Genomic DNA, 21,673 nt, shown 5'->3' on the forward strand with positions numbered 1-21,673 from the left:
GGTGCTCCCTAGGCCGGGCCCGGGGCGGGCGGGACGGGCGCGGTGAACCGGCGCGGCAGCGGGGCCGGGCCGGGCGCCGGGGCCGGTGCGTGGACGAGGTGGTGGTGCGGGGAGAGCCGGCAGGCCGGGTCGGTGGCGCCGGCGTCGCCGGTGAACTGGAAGGCCTGGCAGCGGCAGCCGCCGAAGTCCTGCTCGCGCAGGTCGCAGCTGCGGCACGGCTCGGGCATCCAGTCGGTGCCGCGGTACCGGTTGAAGGCGGGCGAGTCGTGCCAGCTCGCGGCCAGTCCGTCGGTGACCGCGTTCGGCACCGGCATCCCGGGCAGCTGGGCGGCGGCCAGACAGGGCAGCACGGCACCGTCGGGCGCGACCACCAACTGCTCGTTCCCCCAGCCGTTCATGCACGGCTTGGCGGTGCCGCTGTGGAGGTCGGCGACGACATGGGTGATCTCGATCCGGTCGCCGTGCCGCGCGCGGGCGGCGGCGACGTCACGCTCGGCCCGGTGGACCTGCTCGTCGCTCGGCGCGAGGTGGGCCCGGTTGACCCAGGCCCAGCCGTAGAACTGGGTGTGCGCGAGTTCGACCCGTTCGGCGCCCAGGTCGACGGCGAGGTCGGCGATCGCGCCGAGCCGCTCGACGTTGCCGCGGTGCAGCACGGCGTTGACGGTCAGCGGCAGGCCGGCGGCGGTGAGCAGGGCGGCCGCGGCGAGCTTGCGCTCGTGCCCGGTGGGCCCGTTGAGCCGGGTCAGCCCGGCGATGGCGTCGGCGTTCACCGGGTCGGCGTCCTGGACGGACAGTTGGACGTGGTCCAGGCCCGCCTCGGCGAGTTCGGCGGCGCGCGCGCCGTCCAGCGGCAGACCGCTGGTGATCAGGTTGGTGTAGAGGCCCAGCTCGCGGGCGTGCGCGACGATGGTGGTCAGGTCGCGACGGAGCAGCGGCTCGCCGCCGGTGAGGTGGACCTGGAGCACGCCGAGCCCGCGGGCCTGGTCGAGCACCCGCAGCCACTGCTCGGTGTCCAACTCGTCCCGCTGCCTGGTGAGTTCGACCGGGTTCGCGCAGTAGTGGCACTGCAGCGGGCAGCGGTGGGTGAGTTCGGCGACCAGGCCGAGCGGGGCGGGCGCGCGCCTGCCGGCCGCGGCCCCGGGCAGTCCGGCCGCCGGTCGCGGCTCGGCGGGCGCGCCGGTGCCGTCGAGGGTGAGCAGTCGGCGCTCGGCGAGGTCGGCCAGCAGGGCGAGCACCTGGCCGGCGTCCACGCCCTCGTACTCCTCGGCGAGCCGGGCGGTGACCTCGGCGGCGTCGCGCCGGCCGTCGCAGTGCCGCAGGACGGCGGCGGCGGTGCCGTTGAGCAGCAGCACGCCCTCCGGGTAGAGCAGGGCGGCCTGTTGGCGGACCGGGTCGTGGACCAGCCGCACCCCGCGCCGCAGCCCGGGGGCCACGGCGGCGGGTGCGGCGGTCACCGGCCGGTCCAGGAGCTCGCGGCAGACCCGGCAGGCCCGGCAGATTCGGCAGACCCGGCAGACCCGACGGTCGCGCCCGGGGCGGCGGACCCGGCGGTGGCGGCGGTCTCCGGGCCGTAGTCGACGGCGTCGAGCATCGCCCGCAGCACCTCGCACTTGAAGGCGAGCGCCGCCACGGCGGTCTGCTGCTGTTCGGCCGTCACACAGTGGTCCAGCACCACGTCGAGCGTCCGGGCGCTGTCCCGGCGGGCGTCGGGGATCCGGTGCTCGAAGTAGGCGTAGCTGGCCGGGTCGATCCAGTCGTAGTGCTTCTGCCAGGCGGTCACCCGCTCGGCCATGTGGTCCGGCGAGAACATCTCGGTCAGCGCGGCGGCCACGCCCTCGGTCCACGGCCGGGTCTGGCAGAAGTGCAGGTAGCCGTCGACGGCGAAGCGCACGCCGCGCGCCACGTGCCGCTCGTCCAGCACCTCGGCGCGGTCCAGGCCGACGGCCTCGGCGAGCACCAGCCAGTCGGCCAGCCCGCCCTCGCCCTCGTTCGGCCCGTCCTGGTAGCCCAGCCGCCGGGTCCACTCCCGACGGACCTCCGGGAGCGGGCAGTTGGCGATGATCGCGGCGTTCTTCCGGGTCAGGCACAGCTGGTAGTACCAGCGGTTGGCGACCCAGCGCCGCAACTCCGGTGGCGTGCAGCCACCGGAGTGCAGGCGCAGATGGAACGGGTGGGTGTCCCAGTACCGTCCCCGCAGGCCGTACAGCCTGGCCGCGAACTCCTCGCGGGTCGACGCGGAGGTGGAAGCCTGGGTCACCGAGTGGTCCGCGCGGCGTACGCGGTGACTTCCGCACTGGTGCGGTGGCACTCCACCGCCGGGGCGGACCAGGCGGGCTTGGCCGCGGCCGCCGGGGCGGCGGACGCGGTGGTGGCGGTGGTGACGGACAGCTGGGGCGTGAGCGTGGACTTCATGGGAGTTGCCCTCCTCGGTGAAGTGGGGGTGGGGGTGGGGGCCCGGCAGCCCCTGGAGCAGGACGCTACGAGCCGCTGGGCCCGCCCGCCGGTCCGGACCGCGCGATCGCGTGACATTCGCGCTCGAACGGGTGACGCGACGGGCTCCGCTCCCGGGCCGGGCCCGGGAGGGAAACCGGTGTCGAGTGTGCCGCTCCGACAGTGCCGTGTCGAGTGGGCGTCACGGGGTGTGTCAGGTGCGGCGGGAGGGGCCGGGTCGTGCCCGGTGTCCGGCCTCGGTGGACCGGGCTCGGGCCTACCGGAGTCAGGCTTACCGGACTCAGGCCTACCGGCCGAAGGCCAGCAGGTGGCCGTCCTTGGTGCCGACGAACACCCGCCCGCCGTCCGTCGCCGGGACGGAGAACCTGGTCACCGTGCCGAGCGCGAAGCTGCGCCGCAGCTTGAGCGCGCCGTTGACCGGAACCGCGTCGTAGACCCGCAGTTCGCCGTTCTGGCCGCCCGGCCCGGTGCCGGAGTAGATCGTCCAGACCAGGGCCGAGCCGGCCGCCGTCCCGTTCGAGGTGACGACCGGGGAGCCGGAGGCGTAGCCGAAGCCCTCGGGGCTGGTCGCGACGCTGGCCAGCTGCGGGTTCCCGGCGCTGTTCACCGAGTACTTGAGGGCGCGCAGCGAACCGTAGTTCTCGACCAGGTAGACGTAGCCGCCGTCGCCGCCCCAGACGCCCGGGTGGCCCCAGACGCCCTTGAAGGGACCGGTGGTGCCGACCACGCCGTCGGTGCCGTTCGGACCCTGGCCCATGCCGCCGAGGCGGTCCCGGTCGAGCAGGAAGATCCGGCCGTCCTTGCCGACCTGCACCATGAGGTGCGGGTGCGCGGCGGTGCCGAAGCCCGCCGGCAGGGCGGCCGGGCCGCCGGAGCCGAGGTCCACGTCACCGTGGTCCATCTCGCGGTTGTTGGTGGGGCTGAAGAAGTCCCGCGGGGCGAGGCTGCCGTCGCTGTTGAGGCCCAGCCGGACGACGGACTCGGCGAAGTGGCCGCCGGGCTTGTCGCCGGGGCCCTTCAGCGGCGAGGAGCCGTCGCCCGCGCCGTTGCCGGTCGCGATGAAGATCCGCCCGGCCCCGTCGGAGACCAGGCCGCCGCCACTCATCCAGACGCCCGCGTTCTGCGAGGCGGAGCCGGACTCGGTGGACCAGAGGGTGAGTTTGCGGGTGCCGGTGTTGACGCCGGCGACCGTGCCGACGTAGGTGCCGGCCCCGCAGTCCGAGGCGAAACCGAAGTAGACCGCGCCGTCCAGCAGCAGCAGTCCGGCCCGCTGGGCGGAGGTGTTGGGATTGAACGCGACGCCGGGGCTGTTCACCGGCGCGCCCTGGACGGCGACCGGCCAGCCGCTGCGCGAGGCCCCGGTGGCGACGTCCAGGGCGTGCACCGAGAAGTGCGCGCCGCCCTCGCTGGACTTGCTCACCAGGTAGACCGTCTTGCTCGCCTTGTCGTAGACCGGCGTGGAGATGATGCCGGTACCGGGCGAGAGGCAGGCGGTGGAGGAGGCCACCGGGGTGCCGAGCGCGCGCTGCCAGAGGATCTTCCCGTCGGCCGCGTTGACGCCGTAGACGTGGTTGGTCGCGGTGGCGACGATCACGGTCGAACCGGCCACCAGCGGTTGCGCGTACACCGCGCCGTCGACGGCGGTGGACCAGCGGCGGCCGAAGTCGGCGCCGGACACCGTGGCGGGGGCGAGGCCGGGCTCGTTGGCGTCCCAGGCGGTGCGCATGCTGTTGACCGAGACGGTCGGGCTGTCGGCCCGGGCGGGGGCCGCGCCACCGAGCGCGCCGGCGGCGAGGGCCGGGGCGAGCAGCGCGAGCCCGGAGAGCAGGGCCGCTCCGGACCGCGAGGCCCGGCGGGGGCGCCTGCGGTGGGGGCCGGGCGGGGGGCTCGCGGGGCCCGGCGGCGGGGAGGCCGGGCCCTGGGACGTCGGGTGCGGGCCCATCAGCTGCGGGGACCTCGGGCCCCGGGAGGTCGGACCCCGGGATATCGGACCTCGGGGTATCGGCTCCGAGACCGGTCCGGTGGGGCGCGCGGGTGGGTGAGATCGGCTCATGCGATCCGCCTTGGCTGTCGGGGGGAGTACGGCTACGGCGCCGTGGCGTCATTCTGTGAACGCCCGTGCCGTACCCGCATCCGCCCGGCACCCCGGAGCCCGCCCCGTTCACGCCCCGGAGGGAACGCACTGCGCCGGCCGGCCGCGCCCCGGGCCGGGGCCCGGAGCGCGCCGCAGCTGCCTCACCCGGACCCTAGACGGCCTTGGACAGCAGCAGGGCCAGCGCGCTCTCGGCCGCGATCTCGGCCGGGGCGTTGACGTCGTCGTTCGGGCCGCGGTCCTTGACCACCTCGACCTCGTAGACCAGGCCGTCCTCGGCGACGAAGTACACCGAGGGGTGGGTTCCGTTCTTGCGCTGGATCAGGTAGGCCTCCTTGCCGATGCCGGGGACCGGCGTGGCCGTGAGCTCCGGGTTGGCCTTCAGCGTGGCCAGCGAGGACGGGGAGGACTCGCGGATGTGGGCGTAGGACTGCCGGGAGCCCCAGGTGCAGCCCCAGACCGCCTTGCCGTCCACCGGGCTGGGGTGGGTGCCGGTGAACGGGCCCGCGGTGCCGACGGCGGCGACGACCTGGGGGGAGGTGAGGAGGGTGCAGGCGTCGGCGGGGCGCTTGCCGTTGCCGGCCGGGGCGGTGGGCGTCGCGGTGGCGGTGGCGGTGGCGGTGGGGGCGGTGACGGACGGGGCGGTGGTGGCCGTCGGGACGGTGGCCGCGGGGCTGCTCGCGGTGGTGCCGGCGCTCGGCGGGGGTGCGGAGGCCGCCGTCGAGCCGCCGCCCGAGGAGGAGCAGCCGGCCACCGCGACCGCGGCCAGCGCCAGTGCGGGCAGCCAGGCGTACCGGCGGCCGGACGTGATGGGTGACCTGCGGTCCATGGAAGCCCCCTCCGATGGCGTCCGCCGGTGCGGCGGACTGCGTCGTGGCAAGATCCTACGGCTCGGGGCGGGGCGATATTTCCCGTTCCGGTTACGGGAGTTGGACGGCTCTGTCACGGTCACGGTCATCGTGGGCAGGTCGCGGCCCGGTTGCGGAGCGGGCGCGTCCGGGGCCCGGGACGGCGGTCCGGGGGCACGGGGGTGGTACGGGCACGTGCGGCCGGGCTCCCGGCGGCGCCCGCGGCCGGTCGACTGACCAGGCCGGATGCGGAGATCCTCCAATACCAGTGCGACCGGGCCGTTGTCGAGCGCGGAAGGTCGTCTTCCCCAGACGGGTGACGTTCTGGTGAAAGTGGTCATGCCAGGAACGGCGGCCCGGCATTCTGAGCCCGCGATCAAGGCGGATCCCGGGACGGGCGGACCGCGCGACCAGTGGGACACAGAGGGACGGAGGCCCTGACAGTGAGCACGAATCTGCCGGAGACCGTGGCCGAGGCCCCGGCCCTGCTGCCCGCGCCGCCCCGGGTGGTCGACGACCTCGCCCGCGACCTGACCCATGCGGCCGCCGCCGTCCGGGCCGCGTCCAGGGGCGGCCGGACCGGCGGCGACCTCGCGGTGGCCGCGTACACCGCGGTGGTCTGCACCGGACGGTCGGCGGCCCGGGCGCTGGAGGAGGCCGCCGCCTGGTGCCGGCAGGCGCCCGAGGCGGAGGTGCACTCGCTGGCCTGGGCACGCGTCCCCGGTCACCGCGACGACGTCTTCGAGTACCGGGTCACCCTGGCCATCAGCTTCCCCGACCACGAGACCGGTGAGCACACGGGGGACACCCACCACGCCCGGCGCTGAGCCCGGGCGGGCGGCCAGGGGTTTCGGGGCGCCGAGGGGGCCGATCGGCGGGGACCGGTCTGGCCAGGGCCGTCGCTAGACTCGCCCCATGAACACTGGGGGAACGAACGATCCGGTCGCGGAGGACCGCGAACTGCCCACCGGCCTGGCCGTGCTGATCACCGTACTGGCCGCGGTCTGCGGGGCGCTGGTGCTGCTGGTCGTGCTGCACGGGCTGGGCTGGACGGCACCCGGACTCGGCTGGCTGGTGGCCAAGGGGGCGGTCAAGCTCGGCGTCGGCGGCACGGTCGGCCTGCTCGCCGCCGTCGGCTGGCTCCGGACCCGCCGGGAGGCCCGGCGGCAGGGCGCTGCCTGAGCCCCCGGCGTTACCGATCCCTCAGTCCTGTGTCTGCGCCGCCGCGCACTCCGGGTGTCCCCAACTGCCGCCCACCTTGGTGATCTTGTCGCCCTTGGCGTACGGCCGGGAGCACGGGCAGGTGCCGGGGAAACGCGCGGACAGCGTCGGCGCGCTCCCGGAGGAACGGCGCTTCGCCGCGGCCGTCGAGCCGGTGCCTCCAGCGCGGGTGGCACCACCTCGGGCCGAGCCGTTCCGGGCGGGGCCGCTCGGGGCCGGGTCCGGAACGGGGAGGTCGTCGGCGGTCCCGGCGGCGGACTCCTGGGTCCGCGCGGTGTCACTGGCGGCCTTGTCGGCCACGGCGTTCAGCGGATCGCCGTCCACCTGGTGGGCGGGCACGTAGACGAAGGTGACGTCCCGCCCGTCCAGGAGCTTGTCGATCCGCTGGATCAGCTCCTGATTGGCCACCGGCTTGCCCGCGGCGGTCTTCCAGCCGTTGCGCTTCCAGCCCTTCAGCCACTTCGTCACCGAATCGCGGGTGTACGTGCTGTCCAGCCGGACCTCCAGCGGCACGGCGGGGTCCGTGTCGGCCAGCAACTGCTCCAGCGCCGTGAGTTCGCCCACGTTGTTGGTGCTGTGGCCCAGCGCGCCGGACCGCCAGCGCTGCGGCGCCCCGGCACTGTCCGCCACTACGTAGGCCCAGGCCGCCGGGCCCGGGTTTCCCTTGGCCGCCCCGTCACAGGCGGCGATGATTCGGTCGTTCATACCGCGATCATGCCAGCCCGCGGGCCCTCCGCGGCGCCCAAGGGGCCCCGTCCCCCGGCGTCGGGGCCTCAGGGGACCAGGACGAGCCGGCCGCGCAGGGTGTCCGCCGCCAGGCGGTGGTGGGCGGTGGCGGCCTCCTCCAGCGGGAGGGTGTCGGCGACCCGGAGGGTCAGTTCTCCGTGCTCGGCCAGGGCCGAGAGTTCGGTGAGCGCGGCGCCGTCGGCGGCCACCCAGACGTGGGCGACCCGGATCCCGCGCAGGCCGACCGGGGCCGCGCCCGCCGACACCGCGACGAAGGCGCCCCGGTTGCGGACCGCGCCGAGCGCCGCGACCCCGAGCAGCGCGGCGTCCAACGCCCCGTCCACCCCGCCGGCGACCAGCGCCCGCACCTCGGCGGCCAGGTCGGCGGCCTCGCGCGGCACCAGCCACTCGGCGCCCAGCTCCCGGACCGCCGCGGCGTCCCGCTCGCCCGCCACCGCGACCACCCGCAGGCCGCGCCGCGCCGCCAACTGGACGGCGAAGCCGCCCACCGCGCCGGCCGCGCCGGTGACCAGCAGCGTCGCCCCGGGTGGGAGGTCCAGCAGGTCCAGCGCCTGGGCGGCGGTCAGCCCGTTCAGCGGCAGGGTGGCCGCCGCCACCGGCGACACGCCGGCCGGGGCTGGGGCGAGTGCCGCGGCGTCCAACACCACGGCGTCGGCGTAGGTGCCGAGCGGGACGTCCAGCCGGTCGCGGAGCCCGATCACCTCGTCCCCGAGCGCGAACCCGGAGACCCCGGGGCCGAGCCGGTCGACAGTGCCGGCCACGTCCCAGCCGATGCCGACGGTCTCGCGCGGTCCCATCAGTCCGGCCGCGGCGAGTACCCCGGCCCGGGTCACCGCGTCCACCGGGTTGACGGCCGCCGCCGCCACCCGGATCCGCACCTGGCCCGGGCCGGGTTCCGGATCGGGCACCTCGACCAGCTCCAGGACCTCCGGGCCACCGAACCGGCGAACGACCACGGCACGCATCGTGCTCTCCTTCCCACGGGTGCCCCGCCGGGGGTTCCGGCAGGGGCCTTGCGAACACCACCAAACCTAGGGAGAGTTGCTCTCCGTCAGGAAGTACGCACCCGGAAGTGCGTACCGTACGAAGAGGAGAGTCGATGGCGACCACCACCGCCGCCCAGCGCCGCTCGGCCGAGCGGGCCGGCTTCGACGCCTACCTCGCCGAGTGCCCGGCCCGCCAACTGCTGGACCGGATCGGCGACAAGTGGGTCAGCCTGATCGTCAACGCGCTGGCCGACGGCCCGCAGCGGTACAGCGACCTGCGCCGCCGCCTGGCCGGCGTCAGCGAGAAGATGCTCACCCAGACCCTGCGCGCCCTGGAGCGCGACGGGCTGCTCACCCGGACGGTCACCGCGTCGGTCCCGCCCCGGGTGGACTACGCGCTCACGCCCTTGGGCACCGGGCTGCTCCCGCTGCTGCGGGCGATCAAGTACTGGGCCGAGGAGAACATGCCCGAGGTGCTCGCCCACCGGGAGGTCTACGACGGCGCCGCGGCCGACTGACCGGGCCGGCTGACCGGGCCGGGCCGGGCGGGGCGGGGCCGGGCGGGGCGGGGCCGGGTGGTGCGGCGGCTACGCGCTGGTCCGACCGGCGGGGCGGCCGTCCAGGGCTACCGGTCGGCGGCTCCTGTCGTCGGCGTTCCGGTGTCGTCCAGGCGCCGCTGCCAGGTCGTCAGCAGGCCCTCCAGCGCCGCCGCCTCCTCGGCGGTGAGGACGCCCAGCAGGCGGTGCTCGTTGCGCATGTGCGCCGTGAACGCCTCGTCGAAGAGTCGGCGGCCCGCCTCGGTGAGCGCGACCACCCGGCCGCGCCCGTCCGCTTCGCTGCGGCGCCGGGTGACCAGGCCGGCCCGCTCCAGCCGGTCGATCCGCTTGGTCATGGCGCCGGTGGTGACCATGGTGTGCGCCGCCAGTTCCCCAGGCGCCCGTTCGAACGGCGCCCCCGCTCGGCGCAGCGCGGCCAGGACGTCGAATTCGCCCTCGCCGAGCCCGTAGCGCCCGTAGACCAGGCAGAGCTCCTCGGTCAGCCAGCCGGCCAGCCGGTGGAGCCGCCCGATCACCGCCTGCGGGGACACGTCGAGGTCGGGGCGCTCCCGGCGCCACTCGGCCTGGATGGCGGCGACGTGGTCGGGCGCCGGTGCCGTCGGTGCCGCTGAGGGGGCCGCCGGGGCGCTGTCGGGGCCGGGTTCGGTGGGTGCCATGGCCCCATCCTAGCGCGATAGCTTCCATGGAAGGTATATTGCCTTCCATGGAAGCCAGTTTTCGATGGGTGCTGCTGACCGCCGTCGCGCCGGTGGCGTGGGGGGCCAACTACTTCGTCACCCGCGAGTTCCTCCCGGCGGACCGTCCGCTCTGGGGCGCCGCCCTGCGCGCGCTGCCCGCCGGCCTGCTCCTGCTGGCCCTGCGGCTGCGGCGTCCGCGCGGCGCCTGGTGGTGGCGGACGGCCGTGCTGGGGCTGCTCAACACGGCGGGGTTCTTCGTCCTGCTCTACATCGCCTCGCAGTCGCTGGCCACCAGCGTCGCCTCCACGGTCATGGCGGCCTCGCCGCTCGCCATGCTGCTCCTCGCCTGGGCCCTGACCGCCACCCGGCCCGCCCGCGCCCACCTGCTCGGCGCGCTGGTCGGCCTCGCCGGCGTCGGGCTGATGCTGCTCACCCGGGCCGAACCGGTCAGCCTGCCCGGCCTTGCCGCCTCGGCGGCGGCGATGCTGCTCTCCTCGCTCGGCTACGTGCTGGCCGGCCGATGGCGGGACGGCGCGGACGTGCTCGCCACCACGGCCTGGCAGTTGGTGGCGGGTGGGCTGGTCCTGCTGCCCCTGGCCGCGGCCTTCGAGGGCGCGCCCACGGCGCCCACCGGGCGGGAGCTGCTGGCCTTCGGCTACGTCGCGGTGGTGGCGACCGCGCTGGCCTTCGCCGTCTGGTTCGCGGGCCTGCGCCATCTGCCGCCCGGCACGGTCGGCCTGCTGGGGCTGCTCAATCCGCTGACCGGCGTCCTGCTCGGCACGGCGGTGGCGGGCGAGGACCTCGGCCCGTTCCAGTGCGCCGGGCTGCTGCTGGTCCTCATGGGGGTTGCCCTCGGCCGACCGGGCGGCCGGGCGCTCGCGCACCGAGGGGGGTGGTGGCCCGGCCGGCGGGGCGGGGAGGTCGCGCCCCGTTCCGCCGAGGAGGCCGACGCCCGCCGCGACGCGGTGGGTCCGGGCGCGGGCCGCTGACCGTCCGCCGAGACCGCGTACGCGGCGCGGGATTCAGGCGTTCCGTTCCTCCCGCATGGCGGTGACGGTCCAGGAGACCGTGATCACGGCCGCGAGCGTCAGCAGGACGACGCCGACGACGATCGCGGTCCAGCCGCCGCTGGTCAGGCCGTCCAACTGCTCCTGGTAGGTGGTGTCGTGAGGCTCCGGCATGCCGTCGCCGAAGGAGCCCTTGACGCGGACGTGGCAGATGTCGCCGGGCGACATCGGTTGGCCGTAGCAGGTGGGGACGGCGGTGTGCAGCTTGTCGACGCCCATGAGGACCAGGCCGACGCCGGCGACGAACAGGACGAGCAGGATCAACACCTCGACGGCCTCCCCGAATCCCCCGACCCCGTCCGGTCGCCGGGGTGGCAAGCACGTGCACGCCCTCGGACGCGCGGCGGGCCGCCGGCGGTTCCACGCGTCGGCGGTCCGGTGGGTCGGACGCCGCCCGGCCGAGCGCGGTGAACGCCCTCGGCCCGGGGCCGCGCCCGCCGTGGGAGGGCGGGGCGGCACCGGGCCGGGGGAGCGGAGCCGGCCGGGGTGTGGCCAGCGTCGGGATCAGGCGCCGGGCGGGGTCACGTAGCCGGAGATCTTCCAGTTCTTCGTGCCGCCCGTCGCGGTGCGCGGGTTGATGTGGCGGTGGGTCACCTTGCTGCCGAAGTTGCCCTCGACGGTGTCCAGCGTGCCGTCACGGTTCACCGAGACCACCACGCCCACGTGGCCGCCCGGCGTGTTCGCGGGCGGGCCGTAGACGACGATGTCACCGGGCTTCGGCGAGCCGGCGTGGAACAGGTGGTGGTCCTGCCCCCACTTGCCGACGCCCCGGGCGACCAGCGTGGTCGGCCCGTTCTTCACCCCGGAGTGCCGCCAGGTCCACTCGGCGAACGCCGCGCACCAGGAGGTGTTGCGGCAGGTCTGGCCCTTGCCGGTGAGGTACTTCTGGCAGGCCTGGCTGCCCTCGGTGACCCCGATCTGGCCGCGCGCCGCCGCCACGATCCGGTCCCGCAGAGTGGCCGCCGCCGGTGCGGCCGCACCGCTGCGCAGGACGTCGCTCCCCGTGCCGGAGTCGCCGGTGTCGTCGGCGAGGGTGGTGATCGCCGTGGTGACCGCCGTGGTGGCGGCGACCGGCGCGGTCGGGAGGGCGAGCGCCTCGGCGACGCCGCTTCCGGTGAACGCGGCCGCCGTCAGCGCGGCGAGGGCGACGGTGCGGCCCGCACGCTGCTTGAGCGCCGCGAGCGTGAGGTGACGGGTCGTGTGCATGGGTGACTCCTTCGGGTGCATTCCCGTGACCCGGACGGCATGCGTCGGCCCGGGTACGGGAGGGATGGGGATTCGCCGGGTGTCCTCACCGGCTGGTCATCAGCGTTGCACGGCAGGGCCGCCGACTCCTACGCTGCGCGACCAAGTGGTTACTCATTCGTATGCGGCCGGGTATGCACCGCGCTGAGCTGCGGATATGCAGAGGCCGAGGAGAGGGGAGCGGGCGGATGCCGGACAGTGGAGCCATCGGACCGGGGGCCGACGGCGGCGGGGCGACGCCCTCGGCGCGGACGGAACTCGCGCGGACGCTGCGCGAGTGGCGGGCCCGGGCGGGCGACGTGCCGCAGAAGACGGTGGCCCGGCGGCTCAACATCGCCCAGACCACGGTGTCCCGTTACGAGAGCCCGGACGGGCGGCACCCGGCCCCGGAGGCGGCGGTCCGCGCGCTGTGGTCCTGCTACCGCCTGGCCGAGGAGGACCTCGCCCTCGCGCTCGCGCTGCGGGCACGGGTGGACGGCGAGCTCCGTGCGGGGGCCGGAGGGGATGGCGCGGGCGCCGATGGAACGGCCGCCGATGGAGCAGGTGCTGACGGTGCGGCTGTCGACGGCAAGGAGGCCGACGGCGACGCCTCGGTGGTGGACGTCGTCCCGGCCGCCGGACCGCTGCCCGCTCCCGCGCGGGAGCGGGGCCGGCACCGGGTGGCCTGGGCGGCCGGGATCGTGGCCGCCCTGGCCGGGGTGGCCGCGGGCGGTCTCCTCGTCCACCAACTGCTCGGCCCGACGGCGGCCGACCGGTCGGACGACGCCCGGCCGGTGCCCGCGCAGGCTCCGCCCGCCGTCACCGCCACGGCCGCCGACGCCACTGCCACGGCCGCCGCCTCCTGCCGGGCCGTCGGCTGTCTCCACGTCGAGCCCAACACCACGGTCTGCCAGCGCGACGCCGTCACCACGGCGCAGGGCCGGGACTTCGGCGTGCTCGTCGAACTGCGGTTCAGCCCCGGGTGCCAGGCCGCCTGGGCCAGGATGTCGGGAAGCTCCCCGGGCGACCGCGTCCAGGTGTTCGGCCGCGAGGGCACCCCGCCGGACCAGGAGGAGTACCGCCAGCAGACCGGACGCACCGCACACACCCAGATGGTCCGGTCCGCAGGCCCGGCCGACGCCCGGGCCTGCGCGATCGTCGACGCCCGCGGCACCGTCTGCGCCACCGAGGTCCCGACCCCGCCGGCGGCCCCGGCCCCGACGCCGACCTCGGCTCCCGCGCCGGATCCCTCCTGACCACGGGCCGGGTCACCATCAGGACGGCGGCGGAGCCTCCGCCGGGACGGTCGGCAGCGACCGCAGCCGCACCACGGGGGAGAGGGCCAGTCCGATCACGGCCGCCGCCGACCCGGCCGCCGCGGCCCGGAGCGCGTTCCTCGGGGCCGATCCACCCCGCCAGCAGTTCGGGCGGCGAGCCCGCCCAGCGCGCCGCCGCCGAACAGCAGGGTGCGCCCGGCTGCTCCACTGCCAGCCGGCCTTCCACAATCCGACCGGCGCGGTGCTCACCCCTGGTGCGGTCGTCGCTCGTGGCCCGGCCGCTCCAGGAGACCTCCGTCGAACTGCTCTCCACCCCGGCCTGGGGCCGCCATCTGCGCACGCTCGCCGCGGCGTTGCGCGAACGCTGCGGCGTCCTGGCCGACACGCTGACGGAGCGGCTGCCGGACTGGACTCCGGTCCGGTTGGCGGACGGCGGACGGCGGACGGCGGACGGCGGACGGCGGGCTGCATCTGTGGCTGCGACTGCCGGACGGTTCGACGGACCTCGCGGTCGCCGACGCGGCCCGCGCGCACGGCGTGCTGGTCGACGCCGGGCGGCGCTACCTCCCGGCCGAGCCGCCGGCCGTCCATCTGCGGGTCGGGTTCGCGGCGGTCGCGGAGCCGGCGGAGCGGGTGGAGGGGGCGCGTCGGCTGGCGGTGGCGGTCGGGAGGTGAGGTCGGAAGGGGCCGCGCGGTGCCCGGGAGCGGCCGCGAACGGCGCGGGGCTGAACGGCGTTGGGTGGCAAGGGTGGTGGCGGTGGCGAACCGGGGCCGGAAAAGGGCGTGACCCGGGGCGGTCCACTCCCTACACTCGGCTCCAGAGACGCGCCGCCGTGGTTCCGGTGGTGGCGCGCGCCGTGACGAGCAGAGGGAGGACCGGTCGTGCGACACCGCACCGCTGTTGTCATCCCCTCGTCCCGGTTCGAGGTGATCCTGGTGTCCTCGTCCCTCCGGTGCCCGCTGCGCGGCCGGCATCGGATCTGCGCGACGCACCTCTGACATCTGGTCACGTCGCCGGTCTTCCGTTCAGCCTTCTATTTCCGCCTTCCGCTCCGCCTGCCCGAAGCCCCGAGCCGCCACCGGCCGCCCGGAGCGGTCCACCGGGTCGGGTCCGGACCGGACGGACGAGGGCGGGGCCGGTCGGGGCCTGGCGGGGTAGGGCCGGTCGGGCCGAGCGCGTCGTCGCCGTAATCGCGCCGCCCCTTTCTCGCACCACCCTCGAAAGGCACCGGGCCATGCGCACCGACGTCCGCCGCACGAACAACGCCGCCACCGCCACCACGTCCGCCGTCCTCGCCGGCATCGCCACCGTCCGCAACCTGGGCATCCTGGCCCACGTGGACGCGGGCAAGACCACGGTCACCGAGCGGATCCTCTTCCTGACCGGCGAGACCCACAAGCGCGGTGAGGTCCACGAGGGCACCACCGTCACCGACTGCCACCCGCAGGAGCGGGAACGCGGCATCACCATCTTCGCCGCGGCGGTCAGTTGTCTCTGGGACGGTCATCGGATCAACCTCATCGACACCCCCGGTCACGTCGACTTCGCCGACGAGGTCGAGCGTTCGCTGCGGGTGCTGGACGGGGCGGTCGCGGTGTTCGACGCCGTCGCGGGCGTGGAGCCGCAGAGCGAGACCGTCTGGCGCCAGGCCGACCGGCACGGCGTGCCCAGGATCGCCTTCGTCAACAAGCTGGACCGGGCCGGCGCCGACCTGGACGCCGCCGTCGCCTCCATCCGCGAGCGACTGCACCCCGTCCCGCTCGCCGTGCAACTGCCCATCGGACGGGAGGACGGCTTCATCGGCGTCGTCGACCTGCTGACGATGCGTGCCCTGACCTGGGACGCCGGCCCCGACCGGGACGGCCTCCGGGAGGGGCCGGTACCGGAGGAACTCCGGGCCGAGGCCGAGCTCCGGCGCCGGCACCTGGACGAGGCCGTGGCCGGGCTCCACCCGGCCGCGCTGGAGGAGTACTACGCGCACACCGAGGTCTCCACCGCGACCCTGGCCGCCGCGCTGCGCGACCTCACCCGCAGCGGCGAGGCCGTGGTGGTGCTGTGCGGCTCGGCCTACCGCAACCGCGGGATCGAACCGCTGCTCGCCGCCGTCACGGCCTACCTGCCGTCGCCGCTGGACGTCCCGCCGGTGCGCGGCGCCGCGCCCGGCACGGGCGGTGCCGGCGGTGCCGAGGGGGCCGACGGCGTGGCGGGCGTCGGGGGAACGGAGCTGGAGCGGGCCGCCGATCCCGACGGGCCGCTCACCGCGCTGGTGTTCAAGGTCAATGTGACCGCCTCCGGCCGGCTCACCTATCTGCGGCTGTACGCCGGAACACTGCGAAAGGGGGACACCGTGCTGGATGCCGGGACCGGCCGTGCCGAACGGATCGCCCGGATTCTCCGGGTGCAGGCCGACAGCCTCACCGAGACGGACTCGGCCGTCGCCGGGGACATCGTCGCGGCGATCGGCGTCAAGGCCGCCCGCACGGGCGCCACGCTCTGCGCGCCCGGCGCGCCGCTGGTCCTCGAACCGGCCGTCACCGCCGAACCGGTGGTGACGGTGGCCATCGAGGCGCGGCGCTCGGTCGACACCGACCGGCTGGCCGTCGCGCTGGCCCGGCTCGCGGAGGAGGACCCGTCGCTGGTCGTCCGCACCGATCCGGAGACCGGCCAGCGGGTGCTCTCCGGCCTGGGCGAACTGCACCTGGAGGTGGCGGTGGAGAAGATCCGCCGCGACCACAACGGCCTGGAGGTGACCGTCGGCCGCCCGCAGGTCGCCCACCGGGAGACCGTCGAACGCGGCGTCACCGGCCACGTCCACCGGCACGTCAAACAGGACGGCGGCGCCGGCCAGTTCGCCCATGTGGTGATCGACGTGGCACCGCTGGACGGGCCGGCCGGGGAGCAGGAGGGCGAGGGCTTCGCGTTCGTGTCCACCGTGACCGGCGGGCGGGTGCCGAAGGAGTACGTCCAGGCGGTCGAGGCGGGCTGCCGGGACGCGCTCGCCGAGGGCCCGCTGGGCGGCCACCCGGTCACCGGCCTGCGGGTCACCCTGACCGACGGGGCCACCCACCCGAAGGACTCCTCGGACCTCGCCTTCCGCACCGCCGGTCGGGCCGCCCTCCGGGAGGCGATGCGGGCCTGCCGGATGGTGCTGCTGGAACCGGTCGCCGAGGTGACGGTGACGGTGCCGCAGGAGGCGGTGGGTGGGGTCCTCGGTGATCTCGCCGCCCGCCGGGGCCGCGTCCAGGGATCCGACCCGCAGGGCGGAACGGCGGTGGTGACGGCGGTCGTGCCGCTCGCCGAACTGTTCGGCTACGCGAACGCCCTCCGCGGTCGCACCCAGGGCCGGGGCACCTTCACCACCCGCCCGGCCGGCTACGCCCCGGCACCGGCCGCCGCCCGTTAGGCCCTGCCCGGCCCACCGGCCGCCGGGCCCACCACGCGTGGGCCCGGTGGTGGGCGGTGGGTGGTCGGCGGTGGGGCTGCCGTCCGCCCGCGAGCCGCCGCGCCGCTACAGCGCGCCCGCGTCCCGGGCCGTCCACACCGACGGGTACAGCGGGCGCCAGCCCAGTTCGCGCCGGATCGCCGCGGTCGAGACCTGGCCCTCCCACGGGTTCGCGGCCCCTGCCGGGTCGGCGCTCGGTGCGGCGCCCGGTGCGGCCGTCCAGGCTGCGGGCCGGGGCGCGCCGTTGAGTTCGTGCAGGTCCCAGGCGGTCACCGGGGCGTCGTCCGCCACGTTGTAGCTGCGGCCCGCCACGCCGGGGGTGACCGCCGCGGCCCACAGGGCCCGCGCCACGTCGGCGTGGTGGACGATCGGCAGGCGCTGGTGCGAGGCCCAGCGGCCGGCCCACCCCAGCGAGTCCGCGAGGTGCGGATCGCCCTCGCCGTACACGAAGGCGGGCCGCACCGCGACCAGCGGCAGCCGGTCGCCGAGCGCTCGGAGCCCGGTCTCCGCCGCGGCCTTGGACGCGGGGTACGCGCCCCAGGCCGGATCCGGGTCCAGCGGGTCGCCCTCGACGGCCGGCCGGCTCGACCCCCGCCCGTACACCAGGTTGGTGCTGGTGTGCACGAAGCGCCGGACCCCGGCCTCGGCCGCGTCCCGCCCGAGGGCGATCGTGGCGTCCCGGTTCACCGCGAAGGCCTCCTCGTCCGAGACCCCGCGCAGTGCGGCGGCCACGTGCACCACCACGTCGACGCCCTTCAGCGCCGCGGCCCGGTCGGCCGGTTCCCGCAGGTCGCCGACGACGGCCCGCAGCCCGCGGGCGGTGGCCTCCGCCGCCCGTGCCTCCTCCCGCACCAGGACCCGGACCGCGCCTGGCCCCGCCCACTGGGCCAGCCGTGGCACGAACCTGCGGCCGACCTGGCCGGTGGCGCCCGTCACCAGAAACGTCGTCATCGCTCATCACTCCCCGGGCGGTGCTGGCCCCGTCGCGGGGAGGGGGCCGCCGTTCGCCCGGTGCGCCGGTGTCGCCGCCCTCCCGGCCATCACTCTGGCGAGGGTGCGGCGGTGGCGGCAGAGACCTCCGCAACCAGGGATCGCCGATCCCTGGTTGCGCGGCCCGCGCGGGGCGGAGGATGGGCGGGTGATCGACCGACCGGCCCTCGCCGACTTCCTGACCCGCCGCCGCGCCGGGCTCACCCCCGCCGACGTCGGCCTGCCGTCCGGTGCGCGCCGCCGCACCCCGGGCCTGCGCCGCGAGGAGGTGGCCCAGCTCGCCGGACTCTCGGTGGACTACTACGCGCGCCTGGAACAGCGCCGCGGCCCGCAGCCCTCGGCCCAGCTGGTCTCCGCCCTGGCCCGGGCACTGCGCCTGACCGAGGACGAGCGGGACCACCTGTTCCACCTCGCCGGCCACCGCCCGCCGCGCCGACACACCCCGCTCGGCCACGTCCGGCCCGGCCTGCTGCTGATCCTGGACCGCCTGCACGACACCCCGGCGCAGGTGGTGTCGGACGTCGGTGACGTGCTCGCCCAGAACCCGATGGCCGCCGCGCTGTTCGGCGATTTCGAGCACGGGCCGGCGGAGCGGCGCAACGTCGTCCTGCGCTGGTTCGCCGACCCCGCCGCCCGCGCGCTCTTCCCCGCCGAGGACCACGAGGGGCTCGCCCGCGCGCACGTCGCCCATCTGCGCGCCGCCCACGCGGCCCGCCCCGGGGACGCGCACCTGCGCGGGCTGGTGGCGCGGCTGCTCGCCACGGGCGAGGAGTTCGCCGGCCACTGGGCCCGGCACGACGTGGCCGTCCGGCGCAGCGGGCGCAAGACGGTCCTGCATCCGGTGGTCGGTCGGCTCGACCTCGACTGCGAGGTGCTGGCCGCCGCGGGCCAGGACCAGTTGCTCCTCGTCCACACCGCGCCGCCCGGCAGCCTGACGGCGGAGCGCCTCGACCTGCTCCGGGTCGTCGGGCGACAGGACCTCGCACCGGTGACCGCGGACGGGCCGGCCTCGGGCTGAGCTTCGGTTCCTCCTCTCCTGTACCACCCTGTCATTCGTCAGGGACCGCTGCGGACCGCGCTTTCCTACGCTGCTGAACACCGGTCGAACACGGGCCGGACCAGCATCTGAGGGAGAACCACCATGCGCAAGATCATGCACACCGTCGCCGCGCTCGCCCTCGCGGCCGCCGCCGTCACCACGATGGGGACCTCCGGCGCCCAGGCCGCCGACGGCTCCTGGGACGGCTGTCCGTACGGGGCGGTCTGCATCTACCCCCAGGACTCCGGCACCGACCGGCCGCCGACCGATGTGTTCTACAGCTACGGCGCCCACAACCTCCGCAACCAGCACGGCTGGCACTGGGTGCTCAACAACCAGTCCGGCGGTGCCCACGCCCACCTGTGCACCGGCTACAACGGCACGGGCTGCGGCCGCGACATCGCCGCCGAGACCGGCGTCTACGCCGACCTCGGCCCGATCAACTCCATCACCCTGGACCGCCCCTGATCTCCTGATCCGGCGGGTGCGGCCCGCCGGGTGCGCCGCCGTCGGATCCTTCGGGGGGAGGATCCGACGGCGCTGCGGTCAGGACCGGTACGCCACGGGGAGGTTCAGGCCGTGTCGGCTGAGGGGCAGGTGAGGTCCCCGGCGGGGACCTTCCCCGCGAGGAGGTAGGACTCCACGGCGGAGCGGACGCAGGCGTTCGGCCCGGGGTACTGGCCGTGGTCGCCGTTCCCGGTGACCGTCACCAGGCGCGAGCCGCGCAGGGCCCGGTGGGCGGAGAGCGCGGCCTCGTAGTACGTCGCGGGGTCGTGCACCGAGTTGAGCATCAGCGTGGGCGGCAGGCCCGCGCCGGTGACCCGGACCCGGGGCGCGGTCGCGGTCGGCCAGGAGGCGCAGACGGCGGAGAAAGCGAGGGTACGGGCCCCGACCAGCGGCCAGCGGGCGGCGTTCTCGGCACCCCGCTCCGCCCAGACGGACAGGTCGCGCGTCCAGGGAGTGTCGCTACAGGTGACCGCGAAGTACGCGGCCAGGAACTCCGGGCTGAGGTACGCGCCGAAGACCCGCCGGGCCGTGGCGCGGGCGGCCGGGTCGGCGGCCGGCCAGTCGTCGAGCGCGGTCAGCGCGGTGGCCAGCAGGGTGAAGCCGTTGTTCTCGCGGTAGATGCCCTGGATCGTGCCGTTGTCCAACTGGTTCGGCCCGAGGACGAGCGAGCCGTCGACGATCGGGTGCGCGCGCAGGGCGGCGCGGCGGGCCTCCCAGCGGTCCTTCGCCTCGGCGGGCGTCGTGCCGTAGTGGTAGGTGGCGTCACGGGCGGCCAGCCACGGCAGGAAGTCCTCCTCGAAGCGCCGCTGGAAGCTCATCGGCTGGCCCTGCTGGAAGCGCTCCCAGGTGCCGTCGAAGCCGATGTTGCTGTCCAGCACCATCCGCTCGATCCGGTGCGGGAAGAGCGTCGCGTAGTAGGCGCCGATCATCGTCGCGTAGGACGGCCCGTAGTAGCTGATCCGCCGCTCGCCGAGCAGGGCGCGCAGCAGGTCGATGTCCCGGGCGGTCTGCTCGGTGGTCAGATAGGGCAGCAGACCGTCGCTGCGCCGCTCGCAGTCGGTGGCGAAGGCGCGCGAGGCGGCGATCACCCGGGCGCGGTCGGCGGGGGTGTCGTCGCGGAAGTCCCCGGTGAAGAAGGCCTGGAACTCCTCGGGGGTCTGGCAGACGGCCCGGGTGCTCCGGCCGACGCCGCGCTGGTCGAAGCCGATGATGTCGTAGGCGGCGCCGAGGGCGGGCGCGTTGCGCACATGGTCCGCGGGGCGCAGCAGCCCCTGCCCGCCGGGGCCGCCGGCGGCCGTGAGCAGGGTGCCGATCCGTTGGCCCGGATCGCTCGCGCGGTGCCGGGAGACCGCCACGGCGAGGTCGGGGCCGTGCCCCGGATGGTGCCAGTCCCGGGGGACGGTCATGGTGGCGCACTCCAGCGTGGCCTCCTCCGCGCAGGGCTGCCAGGCGAGTTGCTGATGGGTGTAGCGGGCGGGGACGGCGGGAGCGCTCGACCCGGTGGGCGCCGCGACGGCACCGCCGGTGCCCGCGGTCTGGGCGAGGGCGAGCACGGCGAGCAGCGCGGCGGCGCGCCTGCCGAGGGTGGTGAGCCGGGAGTGTCGGAGGGTTGGGGCGAGAGGTCCTGTGGTCATGGCATTGATCCTGGCGGTCTGATCGATCGTGGTCGATCAGGCGGGCACCCGTCTTTTCGGTGGTGCCTGAACCACCCTCACCCGGAAGCCTGCTCCAGGTCCCGCTTCGGGTGAGCGCCCGGTCGGGGGGCCGGGCCGGAGTGCCCGGTGGACGCGCGGAGCCCCACCGCGTCGGCGGATCCGGCGGGTTCCGTCGAGCGGTGGGGCGGTCCGGGGCGGGAAACCGGCCGGTGAACGGCGGTCAGCGACCGGCGGCCGCTGACCGGTGGTCAGTAGCCGGCGGTGAAGCGGCTGCGGCGGTGGGCGGGCTGCTCGGCCTCGTCGAGGAGGGCGACGGCGAGGTCCTCCATGGAGATGGCCGAGGCGCCGTCCGCGTCGACGACGAGTTCGTCCCGGCCCAGTCGGAACCGGCCGGTCCGCTCGCCCGGTTCGAGGAGGGCGGCCGGGCTGAGGTACGTCCAGTCGACCTCGGTCTCGGCGCGGTACAGGGCGAGTTGCTCGCCGCAGGCGTTGGCGATGGGGAGCAGCGCGGCGGGGAAGTCGGGGGAGTCCACCAGGGTCACGCCGTCGCCGCCGGGCAGGGTGAGGCTCCCGGCGCCCCCGACGGCCAGCAGCCGCACGCCGGTGCCGGCCAGCCCGGCCAGCAGGCCCTTGGTGGCGACGGCCAGTTCGTCCTCGTGGCCGGGGGTCGGCCGGGTGGCGGTGACCAGCAGGTCCTGTCCGGCGGCGAGGCGGCGGACGTCCTCGGGGTCGCGGGCGTCACCGGTGGCCGTCCGGACGGTCGGCGGCAGTCGGTGCGGGCGGGCGGGATCACGCAGGACAGCGGTGACCTGGTGGCCGCGGGCGACGGCCTCGGCCACGATCCGGCTGCCGACGTTGCCGCTTGCGCCGAACACGGTGATGCGCATGGGGA

Annotated in this window: 21 protein-coding genes; 8 read left to right on the forward strand and 13 right to left on the reverse strand. The window is 75.8% G+C overall.

Features of this window, described 5'->3' with window-relative positions:
- Positions 1-8 precede the first annotated feature (8 nt).
- From pqqE to ACFP3U_RS19360, 5 genes are all read right to left on the reverse strand, one after another.
- Positions 9-1,454: a pyrroloquinoline quinone biosynthesis protein PqqE gene (gene pqqE, locus ACFP3U_RS19340; RefSeq protein WP_380226814.1), complete on the reverse strand. Its 1,446-nt coding sequence runs from the start codon at positions 1,452-1,454 to the stop codon at positions 9-11.
- Complete coding sequence (gene pqqC / locus ACFP3U_RS19345) at positions 1,451-2,257, reverse strand: pyrroloquinoline-quinone synthase PqqC (protein ID WP_380226815.1); 807 nt, start codon at positions 2,255-2,257, stop codon at positions 1,451-1,453. Before pqqC ends, pqqE begins: the two co-directional genes overlap by 4 nt.
- Positions 2,254-2,412 carry a pyrroloquinoline quinone precursor peptide PqqA gene (pqqA, locus tag ACFP3U_RS19350; protein WP_380226816.1) on the reverse strand — a complete coding sequence of 53 codons (159 nt, stop codon included), beginning with the start codon at positions 2,410-2,412 and terminating at the stop codon, positions 2,254-2,256. The genes pqqC and pqqA overlap by 4 nt, the downstream gene beginning before the upstream one ends.
- Before the next feature lie 325 nt (positions 2,413-2,737).
- Positions 2,738-4,393, reverse strand: a complete 1,656-nt coding sequence (locus ACFP3U_RS19355) for an outer membrane protein assembly factor BamB family protein (protein WP_380226817.1) — start codon at positions 4,391-4,393, stop codon at positions 2,738-2,740.
- Positions 4,394-4,697: 304 nt separating this feature from the next.
- A complete protein-coding gene (locus ACFP3U_RS19360; RefSeq protein ID WP_380226818.1) occupies positions 4,698-5,372 on the reverse strand; it encodes a hypothetical protein in 675 nt (224 codons plus the stop codon).
- 462 nt (positions 5,373-5,834) lie between these two features.
- On the opposite strand from ACFP3U_RS19360, the gene ACFP3U_RS19365 reads away from it, so the two are divergent.
- Together ACFP3U_RS19365 and ACFP3U_RS19370 are read left to right on the forward strand one after the other, a co-directional pair.
- Positions 5,835-6,218: a hypothetical protein gene (locus tag ACFP3U_RS19365; RefSeq protein WP_380226819.1), complete on the forward strand. Its 384-nt coding sequence runs from the start codon at positions 5,835-5,837 to the stop codon at positions 6,216-6,218.
- 88 nt (positions 6,219-6,306) lie between these two features.
- A complete protein-coding gene (locus ACFP3U_RS19370) occupies positions 6,307-6,573 on the forward strand; it encodes a hypothetical protein (RefSeq protein ID WP_380226820.1) in 267 nt (88 codons plus the stop codon).
- 21 nt (positions 6,574-6,594) lie between these two features.
- Here the strand turns inward: ACFP3U_RS19370 and ACFP3U_RS19375 are convergent, their stop codons facing one another.
- Both ACFP3U_RS19375 and ACFP3U_RS19380 read right to left on the reverse strand, forming a co-directional pair.
- On the reverse strand, positions 6,595-7,317 hold the full coding sequence (locus tag ACFP3U_RS19375; protein WP_380226821.1) for a ribonuclease H family protein: 723 nt from the start codon (positions 7,315-7,317) through the stop codon (positions 6,595-6,597).
- Between the two features lie 68 nt (positions 7,318-7,385).
- Complete coding sequence (locus ACFP3U_RS19380; protein ID WP_380226822.1) at positions 7,386-8,324, reverse strand: NADP-dependent oxidoreductase; 939 nt, start codon at positions 8,322-8,324, stop codon at positions 7,386-7,388.
- Positions 8,325-8,458: 134 nt separating this feature from the next.
- On the opposite strand from ACFP3U_RS19380, the gene ACFP3U_RS19385 reads away from it, so the two are divergent.
- Positions 8,459-8,863 (forward strand): winged helix-turn-helix transcriptional regulator, encoded by a 405-nt coding sequence (locus tag ACFP3U_RS19385; RefSeq protein WP_380226823.1) that lies wholly within the window; start codon positions 8,459-8,461, stop codon positions 8,861-8,863.
- A 107-nt stretch (positions 8,864-8,970) separates the two neighbouring features.
- On the opposite strand, the gene ACFP3U_RS19390 is transcribed toward ACFP3U_RS19385, so the two are convergent.
- Complete coding sequence (locus ACFP3U_RS19390; RefSeq protein ID WP_380226824.1) at positions 8,971-9,558, reverse strand: MarR family winged helix-turn-helix transcriptional regulator; 588 nt, start codon at positions 9,556-9,558, stop codon at positions 8,971-8,973.
- A 47-nt stretch (positions 9,559-9,605) separates the two neighbouring features.
- Between ACFP3U_RS19390 and ACFP3U_RS19395 the strand changes: the two genes are divergently transcribed.
- Positions 9,606-10,568 (forward strand): DMT family transporter, encoded by a 963-nt coding sequence (locus ACFP3U_RS19395; RefSeq protein WP_380226825.1) that lies wholly within the window; start codon positions 9,606-9,608, stop codon positions 10,566-10,568.
- A 33-nt stretch (positions 10,569-10,601) separates the two neighbouring features.
- Here ACFP3U_RS19395 and ACFP3U_RS19400 read toward each other — a convergent pair whose 3' ends face one another.
- Positions 10,602-10,913 carry a hypothetical protein gene (locus tag ACFP3U_RS19400; RefSeq protein ID WP_380226826.1) on the reverse strand — a complete coding sequence of 104 codons (312 nt, stop codon included), beginning with the start codon at positions 10,911-10,913 and terminating at the stop codon, positions 10,602-10,604.
- Positions 10,914-11,150: 237 nt separating this feature from the next.
- Complete coding sequence (locus ACFP3U_RS19405; RefSeq protein ID WP_380226827.1) at positions 11,151-11,852, reverse strand: CHAP domain-containing protein; 702 nt, start codon at positions 11,850-11,852, stop codon at positions 11,151-11,153.
- A 227-nt stretch (positions 11,853-12,079) separates the two neighbouring features.
- Between ACFP3U_RS19405 and ACFP3U_RS19410 the strand changes: the two genes are divergently transcribed.
- Both ACFP3U_RS19410 and fusA read left to right on the forward strand, forming a co-directional pair.
- On the forward strand, positions 12,080-13,126 hold the full coding sequence (locus tag ACFP3U_RS19410; RefSeq protein WP_380226828.1) for a DUF2690 domain-containing protein: 1,047 nt from the start codon (positions 12,080-12,082) through the stop codon (positions 13,124-13,126).
- 1,256 nt (positions 13,127-14,382) lie between these two features.
- The gene (fusA, locus tag ACFP3U_RS19415) at positions 14,383-16,551 is read left to right on the forward strand and encodes an elongation factor G (protein ID WP_380226829.1); all 2,169 of its coding nucleotides are present in this window, start codon (positions 14,383-14,385) and stop codon (positions 16,549-16,551) included.
- 105 nt (positions 16,552-16,656) lie between these two features.
- Here fusA and ACFP3U_RS19420 read toward each other — a convergent pair whose 3' ends face one another.
- Complete coding sequence (locus ACFP3U_RS19420; protein WP_380226830.1) at positions 16,657-17,541, reverse strand: NAD-dependent epimerase/dehydratase family protein; 885 nt, start codon at positions 17,539-17,541, stop codon at positions 16,657-16,659.
- A 190-nt stretch (positions 17,542-17,731) separates the two neighbouring features.
- On the opposite strand from ACFP3U_RS19420, the gene ACFP3U_RS19425 reads away from it, so the two are divergent.
- The gene (locus tag ACFP3U_RS19425) at positions 17,732-18,598 is read left to right on the forward strand and encodes a helix-turn-helix transcriptional regulator (protein ID WP_380226895.1); all 867 of its coding nucleotides are present in this window, start codon (positions 17,732-17,734) and stop codon (positions 18,596-18,598) included.
- A gap of 123 nt (positions 18,599-18,721) precedes the next feature.
- Positions 18,722-19,087, forward strand: a complete 366-nt coding sequence (locus ACFP3U_RS19430) for a hypothetical protein (RefSeq protein WP_380226831.1) — start codon at positions 18,722-18,724, stop codon at positions 19,085-19,087.
- Positions 19,088-19,191: 104 nt separating this feature from the next.
- Here the strand turns inward: ACFP3U_RS19430 and ACFP3U_RS19435 are convergent, their stop codons facing one another.
- On the reverse strand, positions 19,192-20,760 hold the full coding sequence (locus ACFP3U_RS19435; protein ID WP_380226832.1) for an alpha/beta hydrolase: 1,569 nt from the start codon (positions 20,758-20,760) through the stop codon (positions 19,192-19,194).
- A gap of 269 nt (positions 20,761-21,029) precedes the next feature.
- Positions 21,030-21,668: an NAD(P)-dependent oxidoreductase gene (locus ACFP3U_RS19440; protein ID WP_380226833.1), complete on the reverse strand. Its 639-nt coding sequence runs from the start codon at positions 21,666-21,668 to the stop codon at positions 21,030-21,032.
- Positions 21,669-21,673: the final 5 nt, after the last annotated feature.

The organism is Kitasatospora misakiensis, assembly GCF_042656005.1.
Classification (GTDB): domain Bacteria; phylum Actinomycetota; class Actinomycetes; order Streptomycetales; family Streptomycetaceae; genus Kitasatospora; species Kitasatospora misakiensis.

Bases quoted from the DNA above. Each gene is read 5' to 3' on its own strand.
- ACFP3U_RS19355 (WP_380226817.1), bottom strand. From the start codon at position 4,393: ATGGGCCCGCACCCGACGTCCCAGGGCCCGGCCTCCCCGCCGCCGGGC.
- ACFP3U_RS19385 (WP_380226823.1), top strand. From the start codon at position 8,459: ATGGCGACCACCACCGCCGCCCAGCGCCGCTCGGCCGAGCGGGCCGGC.
- ACFP3U_RS19430 (WP_380226831.1), top strand. From the start codon at position 18,722: ATGCGCAAGATCATGCACACCGTCGCCGCGCTCGCCCTCGCGGCCGCC.
- ACFP3U_RS19440 (WP_380226833.1), bottom strand. From the start codon at position 21,668: ATGCGCATCACCGTGTTCGGCGCAAGCGGCAACGTCGGCAGCCGGATC.
- ACFP3U_RS19370 (WP_380226820.1), top strand. From the start codon at position 6,307: ATGAACACTGGGGGAACGAACGATCCGGTCGCGGAGGACCGCGAACTG.
- ACFP3U_RS19410 (WP_380226828.1), top strand. From the start codon at position 12,080: ATGCCGGACAGTGGAGCCATCGGACCGGGGGCCGACGGCGGCGGGGCG.
- ACFP3U_RS19435 (WP_380226832.1), bottom strand. From the start codon at position 20,760: ATGACCACAGGACCTCTCGCCCCAACCCTCCGACACTCCCGGCTCACC.
- ACFP3U_RS19375 (WP_380226821.1), bottom strand. From the start codon at position 7,317: ATGAACGACCGAATCATCGCCGCCTGTGACGGGGCGGCCAAGGGAAAC.
- ACFP3U_RS19380 (WP_380226822.1), bottom strand. From the start codon at position 8,324: ATGCGTGCCGTGGTCGTTCGCCGGTTCGGTGGCCCGGAGGTCCTGGAG.
- ACFP3U_RS19360 (WP_380226818.1), bottom strand. From the start codon at position 5,372: ATGGACCGCAGGTCACCCATCACGTCCGGCCGCCGGTACGCCTGGCTG.
- ACFP3U_RS19395 (WP_380226825.1), top strand. From the start codon at position 9,606: ATGGAAGCCAGTTTTCGATGGGTGCTGCTGACCGCCGTCGCGCCGGTG.
- ACFP3U_RS19390 (WP_380226824.1), bottom strand. From the start codon at position 9,558: ATGGCACCCACCGAACCCGGCCCCGACAGCGCCCCGGCGGCCCCCTCA.
- pqqA (WP_380226816.1), bottom strand. From the start codon at position 2,412: ATGAAGTCCACGCTCACGCCCCAGCTGTCCGTCACCACCGCCACCACC.
- ACFP3U_RS19405 (WP_380226827.1), bottom strand. From the start codon at position 11,852: ATGCACACGACCCGTCACCTCACGCTCGCGGCGCTCAAGCAGCGTGCG.
- ACFP3U_RS19420 (WP_380226830.1), bottom strand. From the start codon at position 17,541: ATGACGACGTTTCTGGTGACGGGCGCCACCGGCCAGGTCGGCCGCAGG.
- fusA (WP_380226829.1), top strand. From the start codon at position 14,383: ATGCGCACCGACGTCCGCCGCACGAACAACGCCGCCACCGCCACCACG.